The organism is Brevundimonas sp. GW821-FHT12E07 (genome assembly GCF_058807035.1).
Genome location: NZ_JBXAQH010000002.1, coordinates 85,694 through 103,817 on the forward strand (window position 1 = coordinate 85,694; position 18,124 = coordinate 103,817).

Annotated in this window: 19 protein-coding genes; 11 read left to right on the forward strand and 8 right to left on the reverse strand. The window is 68.0% G+C overall.

Annotation, left to right across the window (positions count from 1 at the left end):
- Positions 1 to 32: 32 nt before the first annotated feature.
- Positions 33 to 2,129 carry a RelA/SpoT family protein gene (locus AC1ROD_RS08455; protein ID WP_492947826.1) on the forward strand — a complete coding sequence of 699 codons (2,097 nt, stop codon included), beginning with the start codon at positions 33 to 35 and terminating at the stop codon, positions 2,127 to 2,129.
- 19 nt (positions 2,130 to 2,148) lie between these two features.
- Here AC1ROD_RS08455 and AC1ROD_RS08460 read toward each other — a convergent pair whose 3' ends face one another.
- On the reverse strand, positions 2,149 to 2,649 hold the full coding sequence (locus AC1ROD_RS08460) for a hypothetical protein (protein ID WP_492947827.1): 501 nt from the start codon (positions 2,647 to 2,649) through the stop codon (positions 2,149 to 2,151).
- A gap of 96 nt (positions 2,650 to 2,745) precedes the next feature.
- Between AC1ROD_RS08460 and pyrE the strand changes: the two genes are divergently transcribed.
- The 8 genes from pyrE to AC1ROD_RS08500 all read left to right on the forward strand — a co-directional run bounded on the left by pyrE (position 2,746) and on the right by AC1ROD_RS08500 (position 9,059).
- Positions 2,746 to 3,330, forward strand: a complete 585-nt coding sequence (gene pyrE, locus AC1ROD_RS08465; RefSeq protein ID WP_492947828.1) for an orotate phosphoribosyltransferase — start codon at positions 2,746 to 2,748, stop codon at positions 3,328 to 3,330.
- 14 nt (positions 3,331 to 3,344) lie between these two features.
- The gene (locus AC1ROD_RS08470) at positions 3,345 to 4,100 is read left to right on the forward strand and encodes a pyridoxine 5'-phosphate synthase (protein WP_492947829.1); all 756 of its coding nucleotides are present in this window, start codon (positions 3,345 to 3,347) and stop codon (positions 4,098 to 4,100) included.
- A complete protein-coding gene (acpS, locus tag AC1ROD_RS08475; protein ID WP_492947830.1) occupies positions 4,097 to 4,498 on the forward strand; it encodes a holo-ACP synthase in 402 nt (133 codons plus the stop codon). The genes AC1ROD_RS08470 and acpS overlap by 4 nt, the downstream gene beginning before the upstream one ends.
- A 407-nt stretch (positions 4,499 to 4,905) precedes the next feature.
- Entirely contained in the window at positions 4,906 to 5,685 is a 780-nt protein-coding gene (lepB, locus tag AC1ROD_RS08480) for a signal peptidase I (protein ID WP_492948427.1), read from the forward strand.
- A complete protein-coding gene (gene rnc / locus AC1ROD_RS08485) occupies positions 5,685 to 6,398 on the forward strand; it encodes a ribonuclease III (protein WP_492947831.1) in 714 nt (237 codons plus the stop codon). The genes lepB and rnc overlap by 1 nt, the downstream gene beginning before the upstream one ends.
- Positions 6,399 to 6,403: 5 nt before the next feature.
- Positions 6,404 to 7,354 carry a GTPase Era gene (era, locus tag AC1ROD_RS08490; protein ID WP_492948428.1) on the forward strand — a complete coding sequence of 317 codons (951 nt, stop codon included), beginning with the start codon at positions 6,404 to 6,406 and terminating at the stop codon, positions 7,352 to 7,354.
- A 28-nt stretch (positions 7,355 to 7,382) separates the two neighbouring features.
- The gene (locus AC1ROD_RS08495; RefSeq protein WP_492947832.1) at positions 7,383 to 8,648 is read left to right on the forward strand and encodes a serine hydrolase domain-containing protein; all 1,266 of its coding nucleotides are present in this window, start codon (positions 7,383 to 7,385) and stop codon (positions 8,646 to 8,648) included.
- 63 nt (positions 8,649 to 8,711) lie between these two features.
- Complete coding sequence (locus tag AC1ROD_RS08500; protein WP_492947833.1) at positions 8,712 to 9,059, forward strand: hypothetical protein; 348 nt, start codon at positions 8,712 to 8,714, stop codon at positions 9,057 to 9,059.
- 68 nt (positions 9,060 to 9,127) lie between these two features.
- On the opposite strand, the gene AC1ROD_RS08505 is transcribed toward AC1ROD_RS08500, so the two are convergent.
- From AC1ROD_RS08505 to plsY, 3 genes are all read right to left on the reverse strand, one after another.
- On the reverse strand, positions 9,128 to 10,372 hold the full coding sequence (locus AC1ROD_RS08505; protein ID WP_492947834.1) for a sensor histidine kinase: 1,245 nt from the start codon (positions 10,370 to 10,372) through the stop codon (positions 9,128 to 9,130).
- A 100-nt stretch (positions 10,373 to 10,472) separates the two neighbouring features.
- Positions 10,473 to 11,552, reverse strand: a complete 1,080-nt coding sequence (dprA, locus tag AC1ROD_RS08510; protein ID WP_492947835.1) for a DNA-processing protein DprA — start codon at positions 11,550 to 11,552, stop codon at positions 10,473 to 10,475.
- Positions 11,549 to 12,187, reverse strand: coding sequence for a glycerol-3-phosphate 1-O-acyltransferase PlsY (gene plsY / locus AC1ROD_RS08515; protein WP_492947836.1), 639 nt, complete (start codon positions 12,185 to 12,187; stop codon positions 11,549 to 11,551). The genes dprA and plsY overlap by 4 nt, the downstream gene beginning before the upstream one ends.
- Before the next feature lie 146 nt (positions 12,188 to 12,333).
- Between plsY and AC1ROD_RS08520 the strand changes: the two genes are divergently transcribed.
- Positions 12,334 to 13,260, forward strand: a complete 927-nt coding sequence (locus AC1ROD_RS08520; RefSeq protein ID WP_492947837.1) for a glycerophosphodiester phosphodiesterase family protein — start codon at positions 12,334 to 12,336, stop codon at positions 13,258 to 13,260.
- 163 nt (positions 13,261 to 13,423) lie between these two features.
- Here AC1ROD_RS08520 and pyrC read toward each other — a convergent pair whose 3' ends face one another.
- From pyrC to ruvX, 4 genes are read right to left on the reverse strand one after another with little or no spacing between them, the layout of a single operon-like run.
- The gene (gene pyrC, locus AC1ROD_RS08525) at positions 13,424 to 14,701 is read right to left on the reverse strand and encodes a dihydroorotase (RefSeq protein WP_492947838.1); all 1,278 of its coding nucleotides are present in this window, start codon (positions 14,699 to 14,701) and stop codon (positions 13,424 to 13,426) included.
- Entirely contained in the window at positions 14,698 to 15,678 is a 981-nt protein-coding gene (locus AC1ROD_RS08530) for an aspartate carbamoyltransferase catalytic subunit (RefSeq protein WP_492947839.1), read from the reverse strand. The genes pyrC and AC1ROD_RS08530 overlap by 4 nt, the downstream gene beginning before the upstream one ends.
- Before the next feature lie 23 nt (positions 15,679 to 15,701).
- A complete protein-coding gene (locus tag AC1ROD_RS08535; protein ID WP_492947840.1) occupies positions 15,702 to 16,631 on the reverse strand; it encodes an AEC family transporter in 930 nt (309 codons plus the stop codon).
- Positions 16,622 to 17,101, reverse strand: a complete 480-nt coding sequence (gene ruvX / locus AC1ROD_RS08540; RefSeq protein WP_492947841.1) for a Holliday junction resolvase RuvX — start codon at positions 17,099 to 17,101, stop codon at positions 16,622 to 16,624. Before ruvX ends, AC1ROD_RS08535 begins: the two co-directional genes overlap by 10 nt.
- Before the next feature lie 139 nt (positions 17,102 to 17,240).
- Here ruvX and AC1ROD_RS08545 point away from each other — a divergent pair, with 139 nt between their 5' ends.
- Positions 17,241 to 18,074 carry a flagellin gene (locus AC1ROD_RS08545; protein ID WP_492947842.1) on the forward strand — a complete coding sequence of 278 codons (834 nt, stop codon included), beginning with the start codon at positions 17,241 to 17,243 and terminating at the stop codon, positions 18,072 to 18,074.
- Positions 18,075 to 18,124: the final 50 nt, after the last annotated feature.

Genomic DNA, 18,124 nt, shown 5'->3' on the forward strand with positions numbered 1-18,124 from the left:
TCAAGGCCTATGACCCCACCGCCGACGAGGCGATGCTCAACAAGGCCTATGTCTATGCGATGAAGATGCACGGCTCGCAGCTGCGGGCCTCGGGCGACCCCTATTTCGGCCATCCGATCCAGGTCGCGGGCATCCTGACCGACTACCGGCTGGACACGGCCACCATCGTCACCGCCCTGCTGCACGACGTGGTCGAGGACACCTCGGCGACGCGCGACGACATCGCGGCCATGTTCGGCGAGGAGATCGCCGTCCTGGTCGAGGGTGTGACCAAGCTGTCGCGGCTGGAGCTGCAGGCCGAGCACACCCGCCAGGCCGAGAACCTGCGGAAATTCATCCTCGCCATCAGCCGCGACGTGCGCGTGCTTCTGGTCAAGCTGGCCGACCGTCTGCACAACATGCGGACGCTTCAGTATGTGAAGCCCGAGAAGCGCGAGCGGATCAGCCGCGAGACGCTGGAAGTCTATGCCCCGCTGGGCCGGTCGATCGGCATCCACTCGATCGCCTCCGAGCTGGAAGAGCTGGCGTTCGAACACATCAATCCGACCGCGCGCACGGCCATCGAGCGCCGTCTGGAAGCCCTCAAGCTGGAACACGGCCGCGCTATCGAGGGCGTTTCGGTCGAGGTCGAGCGGGTCCTGTCCGAGGCCGGTATCGCGGGCGCCCACGTCTTCGGCCGGCAGAAGACGCCCTATTCGATCTGGCGCAAGCTGCAGCGGAAGACGGTCGGCTTCTCGTCCCTGTCCGACATCTACGGCTTCAGGGTGATCGTGCCGTTCGAGGACGACTGCTACCGCGCGCTCGGCGTCATTCACCGCGCCTGGCCGATGGTGCCCGAGCGGTTCAAGGACTTCATCTCGACGCCCAAGTCGAACAACTACCGCTCGCTGCACACCACGGTGGTCGGGCCGGGCGGTCTGCGCATCGAGATGCAGATCCGCACCGAGGCCATGGACCGGGTCGCCGAGGACGGCGTCGCCGCCCACTGGGCCTACAAGAACAAGTCCTACGGCTTCGACAAGGAAGGCATGCAGGCCGAGGGCGGGCGCGACCCGCTGCAGAACCTGCGTCACCTGGTTCAGGTCATCGAGCACGGCGAGGGCGGCGAGGACTGGGTCGAGCACGCCAAGCTGGAGATGTACCTGGATCAGGTCTTCGTCTTCACGCCCAAGGGCCGGCTGATCACCCTGCCGCGCGGCGGCATGGCCCTGGACTTCGCCTATGCCGTCCACACCGAGGTCGGCGATACGGCCGCCGGGGTGAAGATCAACGGCGAGCTGAAGCCGATGCGGACCCCGCTGCAGAACGGCGACGTGGTCGAGATCATTCGCGGCGCCAAGCGCGAGGCGCCCGCCGACTGGCGCAGCCTGACCGTCACCGGCCGGGCCCGGTCGGCGATCCGTCGCCACATCCGCGGGGCCGAGCGCGAGGAATTCCTGCGTCTGGGCCGCGTGACCCTGGAACAGACCATCGCCAAGGCCGGCAAGTCGATCGACGACGTCTCGCTGAAGCCGGTGCTGGAAGTCCTGGCGGTGGCCAATGAGGCCGATCTGTTCGAGGCCATCGGCCGGGGCCGCATCTCGCCGGTCAAGGTCGCCGAGACCCTGTTCCCGGCCCTGATGGGCAAGATCAAGCCGGCCCAGCAGCGCAAGCCCATCCAGGACGCCCGCGCCCGGCTGTTCGTGCGCGGCGGCGGCCTGACGCCCGGCGTCAGCGTCCATTTCGGCCAGTGCTGCACCCCTCTGCCCGGCGACCGCATCGTCGGCATTCTGGAGAAGGACAAGGGGCTGACCGTCCACACCATCGACTGTCAGAAGCTGGCCGAGTTCGCCGATGACGACAGCGTCTGGCAGGACCTGCAGTGGACGCCCCAGGCCGAGCAGAGCGCGGTCGGCGTCGCCCGCCTGCGCGCGACGGTGCGCAACGGCGTCGGCGTCCTGGGCCAGGTCACCACCCTGATCGGCGAGGCGGGCGGCAATATCCGCAACCTGTCCCTGACCCATCGCCAGCAGGACTTCTTCGACCTCAACTTTGACGTCGAGGTCGAAGACGCCAAACACGCCACCATGATCATGGCGGCGCTGCGCACCAATCCCTCCGTCGATACGGTGGAGCGGGTGAGGGGCTAGGCCCCGGTCAGCTTTCCGGTCAGCTCTCCGGTCGGGGCATGTGGATCACGTGCCGTCGGAAGTTGATGCAGTTGCCGCTCAGGGCGTTGGTCAGGACGAAGGCGATCGGCATCCCGGGCTCGACGTCCAGCACCACATCGGCGGTGAAGCCTCGCGACTTCAGGAAGGCCGCCGCCTTTCGCGCCGCCGCCGCCGGGTCGTCGGCGACCAGACCGATGCAGCCTGTCGCCCCGCCGACCTTGCCCACCACCTCGGGCGACGAATGGTTGATGATGGTGCCGTCCATCAGGATCGTGCGGCTGACGCCGGGCGTATTGGCCTGAAGCCGTTCCTTGAGCCCGTGTTGCTCCAGCAGGGCGACAACCGCGTCGCGCCCCTCGACGGACGACGCCGCGAAGATGCGCGAGCCCGGATCGGGAAAGGGCAGGGGATTGCGCCCCGTCGCCAGCAGGAAGGACCAGACGGTCAATCCGACGAGATAGACGCCGACGACGATCAGCAGCCATCTGGGCACGCGCATGACGGGTCTCCTCGTTTGGATCAATTGGGCTCCATGTAACGTCGTTTGGCAAGTGGTGAGTTGCACCGTCAGGGGGCAGGGATTAATCGCTGCGCCATGAACACCGAAGACGTCCTCAACGAGTTCCGAGCCGCCGGCGCCCTGCGCGAGGGGCATTTCGTCCTGTCCTCCGGCCTGCACAGCCCGGTCTTCCTGCAGAAGAACCTGGTCTTCATGCACGCCGACCGCTGCGAGCGGCTGTGCAAGGCCCTGGCCGAGAAGATCGTGGCCACCGTCGGCCCGGTCGATGTGGCCATCTCGCCCGCCGTGGGCGGCATCATTCCCGGCTATGAGACGGCGAGGCACCTGAAGGTGGCCTCGCTCTACGTCGAGCGCGAAGGCGGCGCCTTCAAACTGCGTCGCGGCTTCCAGATCGAGCCGGGCCAGAAGGTTGTGATGGTCGAGGATATCGTCACCACGGGGCTCTCCTCGCGCGAATGCATCGCGGCCATCAAGGAAGCCGGCGGCGACGTGGTCGCGGCGGCCTGTATCGTCGACCGCTCGGGCGGCCGCGCCGACGTCGGCGTGCCCCTGATCGCCCTGGCGACCCTGGACGTGCCCGCCTATCACGCCGACGAACTGCCCGCCGAACTCGCCGCCATTCCGGTGCAGGACCCGGGCAGCCGGCGGCTGTCGAAGTAAGGAACGGACCGCAGTTGCTCAGGCTCGGCGTCAATATCGATCACGTCGCGACCGTGCGGAACGCGCGCGGCGGTCTGTATCCCGACCCGGTGCGGGCGGCGCGCGAGGCCCTGGCGGCCGGCGCCGACGGCATCACCGCCCACCTGCGCGAAGACCGGCGCCATATCTCGGACGCCGACATCGACGCCCTGGCCGTCGTGCTGCGTGATGAGGCCCGGCCGCTGAACCTCGAGATGGCCGTGACGCAGGAGATGCTCGACATCGCCCTGCATCACCGGCCCCACGCCGTCTGTCTGGTGCCCGAGAAGCGCGAGGAGCGCACGACCGAGGGCGGGCTGGACGTGGTCGGCGGCCACAACTGGATCGCCCCCTTCGTCGGCCAGCTGAAGGCGGCGGGCTCGCGCGTGTCCCTGTTCATCGGCGCTGATCCGCTGCAGATCGAGGCCGCGCACCGCACGGGCGCCCAGGTGGTCGAGCTGCACACCGGCGCCTTCTGCGACGCCTTCCGCGACGGTCATGATGAGGAAGCGGCCGAGCATCTGGCGGCCCTGACGACCGGTGCGGCCCTGGCCGCCGATCTGGGGCTGGAGGTCCATGCGGGCCACGGCATCGACTATGAGACGGTCAAGCCGGTCGCGGCCATTCCGCAGATCATGGAGCTGAACATCGGTCACTTCCTGATCGGGGAGGCGATCTTCGTGGGTCTGGGTCCCGCCATCGCCCGGATGCGTGCCCTGATGGACGAGGCCAGAGCCGAGGTCGCGGCGTGATCATCGGGGTCGGCGCCGATCTGTGCGACATCCGCCGGATCCAGGAATCGCTCGACCGCTTCGGGGATCGCTTCAGGAACAGGTGCTTCACCGAGATCGAACGCACTCGCTCGGACCGCAAGCCGGACGCCGCCTGGAGCTACGCCAAGCGGTTCGCGGCCAAGGAGGCCTGCGCCAAGGCCCTGGGCACCGGCATGCGCCGCGACGTCTACTGGAAGGACATGGGCGTCGTGAACCAGCGCAGCGGCCAGCCGACCCTGCAGCTGACCGGTCCGGCCGCCGATCACCTGACCCGGCTGACGCCGCCGGGCCACACCGCCAGAATCCATCTCACGCTCAGCGACGAACACCCCTATGCACTCGCCTTCGTGGTGATCGAGGCCTTGCCGCTGTCGTAATCACGCTATAGTGCGGCCTTCATGCGCCGCGCGAAGCGGTCGGGGACCGGGCCTACTCAACGATGAGCGAAGAACACAAGCCGCACGCGCCTGAAACGCCGGAAACGGGCGTGGACGCCGAAGCGACGCCGACTGTGCAGGCTCCTGTTGAAACTCCCGTCGAGGCGGAAGGCGACGCCGTCGTCGAAGCCGCCGCGCCCGAACACGAAATCGTCTCCACCGAAGCTCCCGTCGAAGCGCGTGTCGCCGACGAGCCGGTGATTCCCGAACCGGCTTCGGACGAGCCTGACCCTGCTGTCCCCGCCGCCGTTCCGGCCGCCGCCACCACCGCCGAAAAGCGCCCGATCTGGAGCGACCACGGGGACGCCCCGTTCGAGGACGATCCCATCGCCGCCAAGAAGGAAAAGATGCCCAAGGCCGCCCGTGTCGACGACCCTGAAGAACGCTCCGCCGGCAGCGAAGGCGTGGAGATCGTCAAGACGGTCGTCTTCGCCCTGCTGATCGCCTTCGTGCTGCGGGTGCTGCTGTTCCAGCCCTTCACCATTCCGTCGGCCTCGATGGAGCCCAACCTCTACGAGGGCGACTACATCGTCGTGTCCAAGTGGTCGTACGGCTATTCCAAATATTCCAGCGGCCTGCCGATCAACCTGCCGATCGGCGAGGGCCGGGTCTTCGGCCGCGCGCCGAACCGCGGCGACATCGTCGTGTTCAAGCTGCCGCGCGACAACAAGACCGACTACATCAAACGGGTAATCGGCCTGCCCGGCGACAAGATCCAGATGATCGCCAACAAGCTCTACATCAACGGCGCGCCGGTTCAGGACGCCGTGGTGTCGAGCACCGAGGTCGCCGACGCCTGGGGCGCCCGCGCCGCCACCGAGGCCCGCGAGACCCTGCCCAACGGCAAGAGCTTCATGACCCAGGACTTCGGCCCCGGGAACGACCTGGACGACACCCCGGTCTATGAGGTGCCGACCGGCTACTACTTCATGATGGGCGACAACCGCGACAACTCGATCGACAGCCGTGTCGAACAGTCCTCCGGCGTGGGCTTCGTCCCGGCCGAGAACCTGGTCGGCAAGGCGCAGATCATCATGTTCTCGTGGAAGCCCGGCGCCAGCCTGTGGAACCCGATCAGCTGGTTCTCGAAGATCCGGCCGAGCCGCTTCTTCCACCTCCTCGACTGATGGCGAATTCAAGGACAGAGGCGGTGGCCGAACTGGTCCGCCGGCTCGGTCACGATTTTCGCGACCCGCGTCTGCTCGACCGGGCCCTGACCCACGCCAGCGTGGGCGAGGGCGTCGCGCCGCAGACCTCGAAGGCGCCGCGCGACAACGAGCGGATGGAGTTCCTGGGCGACCGGGTGCTGGGCCTGCTGGTCGCCGACCGGCTGCACCGCGACTTCCCCGAGGCCGACGAGGGTCAGCTGTCCTCGCGCCTGCATACGCTGGTGGACAAGCATGCCTGCGGCCGCGTCGGCGTGGCGCTGGGCATCGGCGACGCCGTGCGTCTGTCGCCGGGAGAGACCAAGTCGGGCGGCCGCCGCAAGGAGGGCGTCATCGCCGACGCCATGGAGGCCGTTCTGGCGGCCGTCTATCTGGACGGCGGTCTGGATGCGGCCCGCAAGGTGTTCGAACGGGCCTGGGCCGAGGAACTGGCCCGCCCGCCCGAACGCGCCACGGCGAACCCGAAGTCCGCGCTGCAGGAATGGTCGCAAGGCCGGGGCCTGCCGCTGCCGACCTATGCCATTACGGGCCGCTCCGGCTCGGACCATGCCCCCACCTTCACCGTCCAGGTGTCGGTGGAGGGGTTAGAACCCATATCCGCCCCCGGACGTTCGCGTCAGGATGCGGAAAAGGCCGCCGCGACGGCCATGCTGCAACGAGAAGGCGTCATTTGACCGATATCCCTGAACTGAACCCCAATTCGAAGGCCGGATTCGCGGCCATCATCGGCGCGCCCAATGCGGGCAAGTCGACGCTGGTCAACCGGCTGACGGGGTCAAAGGTCTCGATCGTCACCCAGAAGGTGCAGACGACGCGTTTTCCCGTGCGCGGCATCGCCATCCAGGGCGACGCCCAGATCGTGCTGGTCGACACCCCCGGAATCTTCACCCCGCGCCGCCGTCTGGACCGGGCCATGGTCGCCTCGGCCTGGGGCGGGGCCTCGGACGCCGACGTGGTGGTCCATCTGATCGACGCCCCGTCGCACATCGCCTCGGAAGGCAAGGACGGCACGCCCGCCGACCGCAAGTCGGCCGAGGACACCGAGACCATCATCGAGAACCTGAAATCCTCCGGGACCAAGGTCATCCTCGGGCTCAACAAGATCGACGGCATGCGCCGCGACACCCTGCTGGCCCTGTCGCATCAGCTGTTCGAAACCGGCGTCTATTCCGAGGTCTATATGATCTCCGCCGAGACCGGCGACGGCGTCGACGATCTGAAGTCGCGTCTGGCCATGTCGATGCCGGCCGGTCCGTGGCTCTATCCCGAGGACCAGAGCGCCGATGTGCCGATCCGGGTGCTGGCCGCCGAGATCACGCGCGAGAAGGTCTATCTGCGCGTCCACGAGGAACTGCCCTATTCCGCGGCGGTGGAGACCACGGCCTTCGACGAAAAGGCCGACGGCTCGGCCCGGATCGAACAGACCATCTATGTCGAGCGCGAGAGCCAGCGCCCGATCATCCTGGGCAAGGGCGGCCAGACCCTGAAATGGATCGGCCAGAAGTCGCGCGAGGAACTGACCGAGCTGCTGGACCGTCCCGTCCATCTTTTCGTCACGGTCAAGGTCGATCCCAAGTGGCAGGACAGCCGGGCCCTCTATGCCCAGTTCGGTCTGGAGTACGACGTCTGATCCGACGTCCGGTTTTCAAGGTTCGCGTTTGTTTATCGTCCCAAAGACCGCCGGTGGTCCGCCCCGGCTGCTGATCGGCATTCTGGCCGTCCTCCTCCTGGCGCTGCTCGTGACCGGGGGCGTGGTGCTGGCCCGGGGCCAGGGCAAGCCGGAGACCGTCCATCAGAAGATCGCCCAGCTGCCGCTGCGCCCGCCCGTCGTGGTGGTCGAGGACCTGCCGAAGCTGAAGGCCGCGCTGGACGCCCAGCCGCGCTTCATGGGCGCCGTGCTGGTGGCGAAGGGCGACACCGTCCTGTTCCGTCAGGCCTATGGCCCCGCGGAGGTGTCCAAGGGCGAACGTTCGACCATCGAGACCCGTTATCGCCTGGCCTCGATCAGCAAACAGTTCACCGCCGCCGCCATCCTGAAGCTTCAGGACCAGGGCAAGCTGACCATCAATGACGCCGTCTGCAAATGGATCCAGCCGTGCCCGGCCGCCTGGGCGCAGATCAAGATCCACCACCTCTTGTCGCACACCTCGGGCATTCCCGACCTGATGGCCCGGCCCTACTGGGGCATGCGGCGGGTGACGCCGGCGACGCTTGCGGAGCTGACCGAGGACTCGAAACGCTTCCCCCTGCGGTTCCAGCCGGGGACCAAGGTCTCCTACGACAACGCCGGCTTCAACCTGGCCGCCGCCATCGTCGAGAAGGCCAGCGGCATGCCGTACGAGACCTATATGCAGACGGCGGTCTTCGCGCCGCTCGGCATGGACCGCACCGGCCTCGGCGACGCGCCCGACGTGGCCATGGGATACGCCAACTATCCGTCGGGCCTTGCCGCCCAGACCATTCCGAACGTGAGTATCGTGATCGGCGCGGGCGCCATCTATTCGACGCTCGACGACATGCTGGCCTGGGAACGCGCCCTGCACCGCGGCCACGTCCTGACGCCCTTCAGCTATGGCCAGATGCTGGCCGACCACGCCCCCGTCGATACGCCCGACGAACGCGGACGCACGCGCCGCACCTGGGGCTATGGCATCTTCACCAAGCGGCTGGGCGAGATGGTGTCGCCGTCGTTCGAGGACCTGCAGGTCTATCACACCGGCAGCTGGTCGGGCTTCCGCAACCTGATCACCTACCAGCCCGACGCCGACGTCACGGTGATCGTCCTGTCCAACAACTATCACCAGCGGGACCAGGTCTTCCTGATCGCCGAACAGGCCATGGCCGAGGCGCTGGGCCGGGAGTTCCCGAGGACGGGCTCGCCGGTCAGGCCGGCGGCGCGGGGGGCGCTGGCGCGGCCGGACTGAGGGGGCGGAAATGGATCACAGCCTGCCCTTGGCAGCTATGAACTTCGGCTCCTAACATACCCCATGTCTGACGCCGTCGAACTCGTCCGAAACCAGATTGAAGCGGTCACCCGTTTCGATTGGGCTGCGCTGGATGCATCGATGGCGGCCGATGCGATCCTGACCCTAGAGGGCGTTGAGGATTGGAAATGGGAGGTCGCAAACCTCTACAGACACATCACCCAAGCTTGGGACTTCGCCATATCCGGGGCTGTTCTGACCAACGATGGCACAGGCAGAGTGACCGGGGAGATTGTCCTGCTGAACGGCAAATGGAGAAAGGAGGTCGCCTGCGAGTATCAGGTCGCCTCTGACCTGATCACGTTCATCGCATTCTCCGCAAGCAGGCCCGTCGATACAGCGGATAAGTGACGGGGCAGAGAGACCTGCCTCCTGCAAAGCGATCGCCACGCAGCTGTCGGGCGAAAGACTACGTCAGATCACGCCGTCGCCCGGTCCAGATCAAACACCGGATCCTTACGGGGGAGGGTGATAACGAATGTGGCGCCCCTGTCCGAGGTATCTCCCAGAGAGACGCTGCCGCCCATCTGGTCGATCATGGTCCTGGTGATGGCCAGCCCCAATCCCGTGCTGGGCGTGCTGATGGCAGGGGCGACCGAATTGTCCTGGGCGAAGGGCTGGAAAAGTCGATCACGGAAGGACGGGGAGACGCCCGGTCCCTGATCGCTGATCGCGATCCGGACCTGATCGCCGACCTCGGCGACATTGACCCGCACCTCGGCGTTCTGCGGCGAGAATTTGATGGCGTTCGACAGCAGATTGGTCACGCACTGGGTCAGTCGATGGGCGTCGGCGACGACCCAGAGCCGGTGATCGTCCGGAGTTTCCAGCCGGATGTCGACGGCGTGCTGTGACGCATAGGCCTGATTGTCCTCGACCATCTCCCTCAGGGCCGAGGCCACATCGACGGGCTGGAAGTCGAACTCCAGCGGACCGGCGCTGACCCTCTCGAAGGTGAGGAGATCGTCGACCAGCCTCTTCATCCGGCCGGCGTTGCGGGCCGCGATGCCGACGATGTTCTCGGCCTTCGGCGGCAGGGCGCCGCCGGCCCCGGCGGCGACCAGACCCAGTGCTCCGGTGATGGCCGTCAGGGGTGTGCGCAGTTCGTGCGTCACTCGGGCCACGAAATCCTGCTTCATCTCGATCAGCCGACGCAGTTCGTCGGTGATCCTGTGGGCGTCGGACTCGGCGACACTGCTGAACCCGACGGCGATCGGCCCCACCAGAAGGTGGGCCAGCATCATGTCTTCATCGGTGAAGGCGGCCGGGTCAGCCGAATAGTATTTCAGCACGCCGACCGTCTCCCCGGCGTGCGGGATCGGCACCACGATCATGGACCTGAGGTTCACCCGTCGGCAGGCGGCGCGGTTGACCCGGGGATCGGTTTCGCTGTCCTCGCAGGAGAGGGGGCGGCCAGTCAGGATGCACAGGCCGGAAAGACTGCCGTTCACGGGCAGGCGCAGGCCGACGAGGTCCTCAGACGTGCCGCTGGCGGCGGCGTAATAGACCTGATCGGTATCTCTCAGCTCGACCACGATGCCGTTCGCCTGCGGCATGACGGAGTATTCCGATACGATGGCCTGCATGATGGCCGTCAGGTCCGCGCCTGCGTCCTTGACGCCGGCCTGCAGCGCAATCAGGCCCCGAAAGCGATCATCCTGCATGTCTGGCCGTCCGGTTCATCAGAGGTTGCCGTCTGGGTCGTACCTGAGATTGTGCGGCATTTCTTAAGTTCCAACTTATCTCGCGACGCAAATCGAGGACCTACTGGCTCGCCAGTCCGCCCGGCAGCAGGGTCGCACGACCGGCCAGACTGAGCTCCAGCAGGGCCGCCGCCACATGGCTGACGGGGGCTCCGCAGGCGCGGGCCAGTTCGTCGCGGGGCGTGGGGGTGGGGGAGAGCAGGGCGGCGACGCGCTCCAACAATCCCTGATCGACCTCGTCCGGCATGCCGTCGAAGGCGTCGGCGGGCGGTTCGGACAGGGTGCGCAGGGTCTCGAAGGCGCGGCGGACGTCGTCGATCCCCTCGCACAGGATGGCGCCCTGACGCAGCAGTTCGTTGGGGCCCTTCGAGCGCGGGTCGAGCGGCGAGCCCGGCACGGCGAAGACGTCGCGGCCCTGTTCCGCCGCCAGCCGGGCGGTGATCAGGGAGCCGGACTTGAGTTCGGCCTCGACCACGATGATCCCGCGCGACAGCCCCGAGATGATGCGGTTGCGGCGCGGAAAGTCCCGCGCCTGGGCCCGGGCGCCCATGGGGCTTTCGGAGACGACGCAGCCCTGTTCGACGATCTGGTCATAGAGGCCGGCGTTGTCGGGCGGATAGACGTCGTCGACCCCGCCGCCCAGCACCGCCACCGTCCCGGTCTCCAGCGAACCCGCATGGGCGGCCGCGTCGATGCCGCGCGCCAGACCCGAGACGACGACGAAGCCCGCCTGACCCAGCGACTGCGACAGGCCGCGCGCGATCCTCTGACCACCCGCCGAGGCGATGCGGGCGCCGACGACCCCGACGGCCTCCTTCGACAACAGGGCGACGTCGCCGAGCGTCCAGAGCAGGGGCGGGGGCGGATCGACGGCCGCCAGCATGGGCGGATAGTCCGTGTCGCCGAAGACCAGCAGCCGCGCGCCCTTACGCTCACCGGCGGCGAGTTCGGCTTCGATACGATCAAGCGGGGGCAGGGCGTATCCGCTCGAACCGCCCTTGCGCACCAGATCGGGCAGGGCGTCCAGCGCGCGTTCGGCGCTGCCGAAGCGCTCCAGCAGCTGACGAAAGGAAACCGGACCGACGCGGTCGGCGCGGGCGAGACGCAGGCGGGCGAACCGTTCTGCGTCGGAGAGGCTCACGCCTTCTTGGCCCCGATGCGGGGTTCCGCGCCTTTCAACAGGCGGGCGATGTTCTCGTGGTGGCGGATCCAGATCAGCAACGCCGTCACGAAGGCGAGGATCAGGATCGGCTCCCCGACCGGCAAGCCCAGCGGAGGGACCGGCAGGACGGCATAGATCGGCGCCATGAAGGCCGCGACGAGCGCCGCCAGCGAGGAGTAGCGCAGCAGGAAGGCCACCAGCAGCCAGGTCGCCCCGGCCATCAGCCCCAGAGGCCAGTGGGCGGCGATCAGCAGGCCGAAGAAGGTCGCGACCCCCTTGCCGCCCTTGAACCTGAGCCAGACCGGAAACAGGTGGCCGATGAAGGCCGCGCCCCCGGCGATGGCGCCCGCCAGCTCGGAGTTGAACAGCCAGCGGGCGATCAGCAGGGCCACGGCGCCCTTGCCCGCGTCGAGCAGCAGGGTGGCCAGGGCCAGGTCCTTGCGGCCGGTGCGCAGGACGTTGGTCGCGCCGATATTGCCGGAGCCGATGTTGCGCACGTCGCCCGCGCCGGCGGCGCGGGTGATGACGACGCCGAACGGAATGGAGCCCAGCAGATAGCCGCCGATCGCTACGAGGGCGAGCGAGCCCAGAGCCGGCGCTACAAGATCCTGCAAGGTGATTCGCTCCCGAAGTCGTGTTTCGCGGCACGATGCGTCGCGACTAACGTGACGGCAAGCGTCTGATCCATCCCGGTCGTCAAACCTTGTCTTGACCTGGCCGGGTGTTGCGGATTTGGTCCGCCTCCTTCTGGAGTTCGCGCATGATCCGTTCCCTTTTCGCCGCCGCCGCTGTCGCCGCGCTTCTGGGCGCCCAGCTGGGGGGATGCGCCGCCACGCCGCGCGCCGGATCGTCCGAGCCGCATCTGGCCGCCTGGTTCGACTGTGTGCGCGACGGCGGCATCGTCATCTCGGCGCACCGGGGCCAGTCGGCGGACGACCAGCCGGAAAACTCGCTGGCCGCCATCCGCGCCACGGGCCGGGCCATTCCGAATGCGATCGTCGAGATCGACGCCGTCCTGACGAGCGACGGTCAGCTGGGTCTGATGCACGACGACACCATGGATCGGACCACGACCGGTCACGGCAAGGTCGCCGATCTGACCCTGGCGGAGTTCAAGACGGCTCGCTTGCGCGCGCCCGACGGCCATCTGACCGACGAGGCGCCGCCGACCCTGGCCGAGGCCCTTGCCGCCGCCGGCCAGGTCCACGCCATCGCCAGCATCGACCTGAAGCCCGCCTCGGAAGAGGCGACGCTGACACTGGCCCGCGCGGTCATCGACGAGGTGCGCCGCGTCGGCGCCGCCGACCGGGTGATCCTGATCACCTACAGCCCTGAGACCGCCCGCGCCGTCGCCGACATGGCGCCGGAGATGATGATCTCGGCCGGGGTCAAGTCGGTCGCGGAGCTGGATGGCCTGCGTCGCCCGCAGATCCTCGCCTGGACCGGCGCCGGCCGCCCCAATCCCGAGCTGTGGAGCGCCATGAAGGCCGTGGGCGTCGAGGCGCAGTTCGGGACGCTGGGCGGCTCCGACAGGGCGCTGGACCGCGTCTATGCGGCGGACGGCGACGTCAGCGAATACCGCAGCCTGTTCGATCAGGGCGTGACGGTCATCGCCACGGACACGCCGCTGGCCGTGAAGTCGGTGCTGGGCGCGGAAGTGGCCAAGGCGGAGACGTGTAAGCGCTGAACTTCCTTCTCCCCCTGCGGGAGAAGGTGGCAGCCGAAGGCTGACGGATGAGGGGTTGTGCGGTGTGTCCGCTGAGGGTTCGCGTGCGCAGACTTCAGACGTCGGCGAGACCCCTCATCCGCCCCTTCGGGGCACCTTCTCCCGCAAGGGGAGAAGGATCAGATCAGTAGATCTTCCGGCCCGCCACCCACGTCCCAAGCACCTTGCCCTGAAGCATCCGCCCGTCGAACGGCGAGTTCTTGGACTTGGACTTCAGCTTCGCGGCGTCGACTACGACCGGGGCGTTGAGGTCGAACAGGACGAGGTCGGCCGGGGCGCCGGCGGCGAGCACGCCTGAGTCCAGACCCAGCAGGCTCGCCGGGCCGTGGGTCAGGGGGCGCAGGATGTCGAGCAGTTCCAGCCCGTCCTCGTGGTGCAGCATCAGGGCGGCCGACAGCAGGGTCTCCAGACCCACGGCGCCGGGCGCGGCCTCGCCGAACGGACGGCGCTTGTCCTCGGCAGGGGCCGGGGCGTGGGCCGAGGTGATGACGTCGATCAGGCCGTCGCGGACCGCTTCGATCAGGGCCTGACGGTCGCTCTCGGGCCGCAGCGGCGGATCCAGCCGGTAGAAGGTCCGGTAGTCGCCGATGTCGATCTCGTTGAAGCACAGGTGGTTGATTGAGACCGAGGCCGCGACCTCCAGTCCCTTTGCGCGGGCCCGGGCGAGGGTATCCAGCGCGCCGGCGGTCGAGATCTGGTCCACCAGGAAGCGCGCGCCGGTCTGTTCGACCAGGGCCAGGTCGCGCTCCAGCTGGATGCGTTCGGCGATGGCGGGCGCGCCTGACAGGCCCAGACGCGTCGCCAGCTCGCCCGAGGTCGCCACCGCGCCTTCGGTCAGCCAGGGGTCGGCCGGACGGCAGGCGATCAGGGCGTTGAAGGCGGCGGCGTAGCTCATCACCCGCTGCAGGGTGCGGCTGTTGGCGATGACCTTGTCGCCGTCGGTGAAATACAGGGCGCCGGCCTCGTCCATCAGGCCGATCTCGGCCATGCGCTGGCCGTCGCGGTTCTTGGTCGCCGCGCCCGCCGCGAAGACGTTGACGAGGTTCAGGGCCGCGCCGCGACGCTGGATGAAGTCGACCATGGCCGGGTCGTCGACGGCCGGGTCGGTGTCGGGCTGGATGACAATGGTCGAGACCCCGCCCGCCGCCGCCGACAGACTGGCCGACTTCAGCGTCTCCTTGGGCTCGGCGCCGGGCTCGCCGGTCTTGACCCGGATGTCGATCAGGCCGGGGGCGAGGCATTTGCCGCCCGCGTCCACGACTTCGATCCCGGCCGGGACCTGGGTCGCGCCGCCGCGCACGACCTCGAGGATCTTGCCGTCCTCGATCAGCAGGGCGCCGGGGCCGTCATAGTCGGTGGCGGGGTCGAGCAGACGGGCGTTGAGCAGAGCGAGGGCGGTCATCGGGCGGCTCCCCGCAGATTGGCGAGGGAGGCGAGGATGGCCATCCGGGCGGCGACGCCCATCTCGACCTGATCCTGAATGAGGGAGACCGAGAGGTCGTCGGCGACGTCGGAATCGATCTCCACACCCCGGTTCATCGGGCCCGGGTGCATGACCTTGGCGTTGGGCGCGGCCCAGGCCAGCTTCTCGCGGTCCAGACCCCAGAAGCGGAAGTATTCGCGCGTCGAGGGGACCAGCGCCCCCTCCATCCGCTCCAGCTGCAGGCGCAGCATCATGACGACGTCGCAGCCGGCAAGGCCCTCGCGCATGTCGTGGAAGACCTCGCAGCCCCAGCGGTCGGCGTCGCCGGGCACAAGGGTCGGCGGGCCTATCAGGCGGACGCGCGCGCCCATCATCGACAGCAGGATGACGTTGGAGCGGGCCACGCGGCTGTGGGCGATGTCCCCACAGATCGCAATGGTCAGCCCGCCGACGTCGCCGAAGGCGCGGCGCAGGCTGAGCAGGTCCAGCAGGGCCTGGGTCGGGTGTTCGTGGCGGCCGTCGCCGGCGTTGACCACCGCGCAGCCGACCTTCTGGGAAAGCAACGCCGCGGCGCCGGACGAGGCATGGCGGATCACCAGAATGTCCGGCTTCATGGCGTTCAGGGTCACCGCCGTGTCGATCAGGGTCTCGCCCTTGGCCACGGAGGAGGCCGAGACCGGCATGGTGACGACGTCGGCGCCCAGCCGCTTGGCCGCGATCTCGAACGAGGATGAGGTCCGGGTCGAGTTCTCGAAGAAGATGTTCACGACCGTGCGGCCGTGCATCAGGTCGAGCGACTTGGCGGACTGGCGATTGAAGTCGACGAAGGCGTCGGCGAGGTCCAGCAATCCCAGAGCGGCGGGCGGGTTGAGATCGCCGGCGGACAGGAAATGGGGGGACGGGAACGGGATCAGGCGTTCGGAGATCAGGTCGGTGACGGTGGCTGAATCGGTCATCGAGGCCCGCCTATAACCGCCCTTCAGGTCAGATGATAGATGAACAGCAGAAGTGGGATCATCAGGGCGCTGATGACCATGGTCAGGGCGATGATCCCGGCCATCAGGGGGGCGTCGCCGCCCATCTGCCGCGCCAGCAGATAGGCCGCCGCCGCGCCGGGGGCCGCGCCGCACAGCATGGCCACGCCCTGGGCCAGGTGGTCGCCGCCGAACAGGATGCACAGACCCCACATCAGGGGCGGCATGATGATCAGCTTGACGAAGGAGACGCCCGCGATGGTGACCTTGCGCCGCGCCACCTCGGCGAAGCTCAGGCCCGCGCCGGCGATGATCAGGCCCGTCGGCAGGGCGGCCGAGCCGAGCAGTTTCAGAGTCTCTGTCACGCCCGGGATGAAGGGCACGCGGGCCAAGTTGAGCGCCAGGCCGATCAGGCAGGCCAGCAGGATCGGATTGGCCAGCATGGCCTTGAGCAGCGCGAGGGGCCGCATGCCGCGCTGATCCGCCCCCCAGCGGGCCAGGACGCCGACGCACAGGATGTTGGTCACCGGAATGATGCTGGCGATCATGACGGCGGCGAGGGCCAGACCCTTCTCGCCGAAGGCCGCCTGGATGACCGGCAGGAAGACGAAGCTGTTCCAGCGGATCGTGCCCTGGAAGACGCTGGTGTAGCCCGGCCCGTCGATGGTCATGAAGGGCTTGGCCGCGAAGGTGCCGAGGGCCACGATGATCACCGCCGTCACCGCCGCGCCCGCCGCCGCTCCGGCGCCGCCGCCCGACATGTCGGCGCCCCAGATCGAGGGGATCAGGAAGCCCGGGTACATGAAGTTGATCGACAGCTTCTCGATCGGCCGCCAGGTCGCATCGGGAAGGAAGTCCGACTTGCGCAGGCCATAGCCGAGGGCGATCAGGACGAAGACCGGCATCACCCCGGCCACCATGGGGATCAGACCCATGTCGCCTGGTCCCTGACGCGGTCCAGCGCGCCCTGGAGGATCCAGGCGGCGGCGGTGCGGTCCACGACCCCGGCGCGGCGCTTGCGGCTGAGGTCGAGGTCCTCGATCAGGAAACGCTCGACGGCCGAGGTCGACAGCCGCTCGTCCCAGAAGGCCACATTGATCGGCTTGATGCGGTCGAGGTTGCGGGCGAAGGCGCGGCACGACTGGGCGCGCGGTCCCTCGGTGCCGTCCATGTTCATCGGCAGGCCGATGACCAAGGCCGAGACGTTCCTGCCGTTCATCAGCTTGATCAGCCGCTCGGCGTCCTGGGTGAACTTGACCTTGCGGATCAGCTCCAGCGGGCTGGCGATCATGCGCGAGGTGTCGGAGGCGGCGACCCCGATGGTGTTCTCGCCGAGGTCCAGCCCCAGCCAGGGCGTTCCGGGCGGGCAGGCGGCTGGCAGGTCGAGAAGGTCGAGGACGGGCACGGGGAGGCGATAGGCGCAGCGGCGGGGCGAGGCAAGCCGCCGTTCAGCCCTTGGTAACCCGAAGGCGGCACAACCGACGTCGGGATAAAACATCCTGCGGTTGCCGTGCGGCGTCGCTCCGGAAATCTGGACGAGTTCGATGTCGCTGTTCAGCGTCAATACGAACGTGGGCGCGATGATCGCCCTGCAGAGCCTCGCGGCGATCAACCGCGAGCTGTCGGTCGCACAGAATCGTATTTCGACCGGGCTCAAGATCGCCAGCGCCAAGGACGACGGCGCCATCTGGGCCATCGCCCAGGGCCAGCGGGCCGAGTCCAAGGCCTATGACGCGGTCATCGCCTCCCTGCAGCGCGGGCAGTCCGCCGTCGACGTCGGCTTGGCCGCCGGTGAGACGGTCTCCGATCTGCTGATGCAGATGAAGGAGAAGATGCTGGCGGCGTCGGATCCGTCGCTGACCACGGCGTCGCGCAAAGCGCTGGATCAGGACTACCGGCTGCTGCGCGACCAGATCGACCAAACGGTGGGCAATGCCGGCTTCAACGGGCTCAATCTGGTCGGGGCCGCCGCCGTGGCCAATGGGGTCAAGGCCCTGGCCGACACGCGGGGCGTTTCGACGATCAACGTCGATGCGATCGACCTGTCGACGACCGGATCCTTGCTGGGGGGCCTTCCGGCTGACCTGACCGCGTTGAACGCCACGACCGATCTGCCGATCCTGAGCTCGGCCATGGACAAGGTGAACGCCGCGCTCGGACGGCTGGGGACAGGCGCGAAGGCCCTGGACACCCATCTGACCTTCGTCCGCAAGGTGCAGGACGCCATCGACACCTCGGTCGGCCGGCTGGTCGACGCCGATCTGGCCGTCGAAAGCGCGCGGCTTCAGTCGCTTCAGGTCAAGCAGCAGCTGGCGATACAGGCCCTCGGCATCGCCAACCGGACGCCCTCGCTGCTGCTCCAGCTGTTCCAGCACTAGGCGGCTCCAGAGGCGAACGGTGTTGTGCCAACTGCGTGTTGCGCTCAATG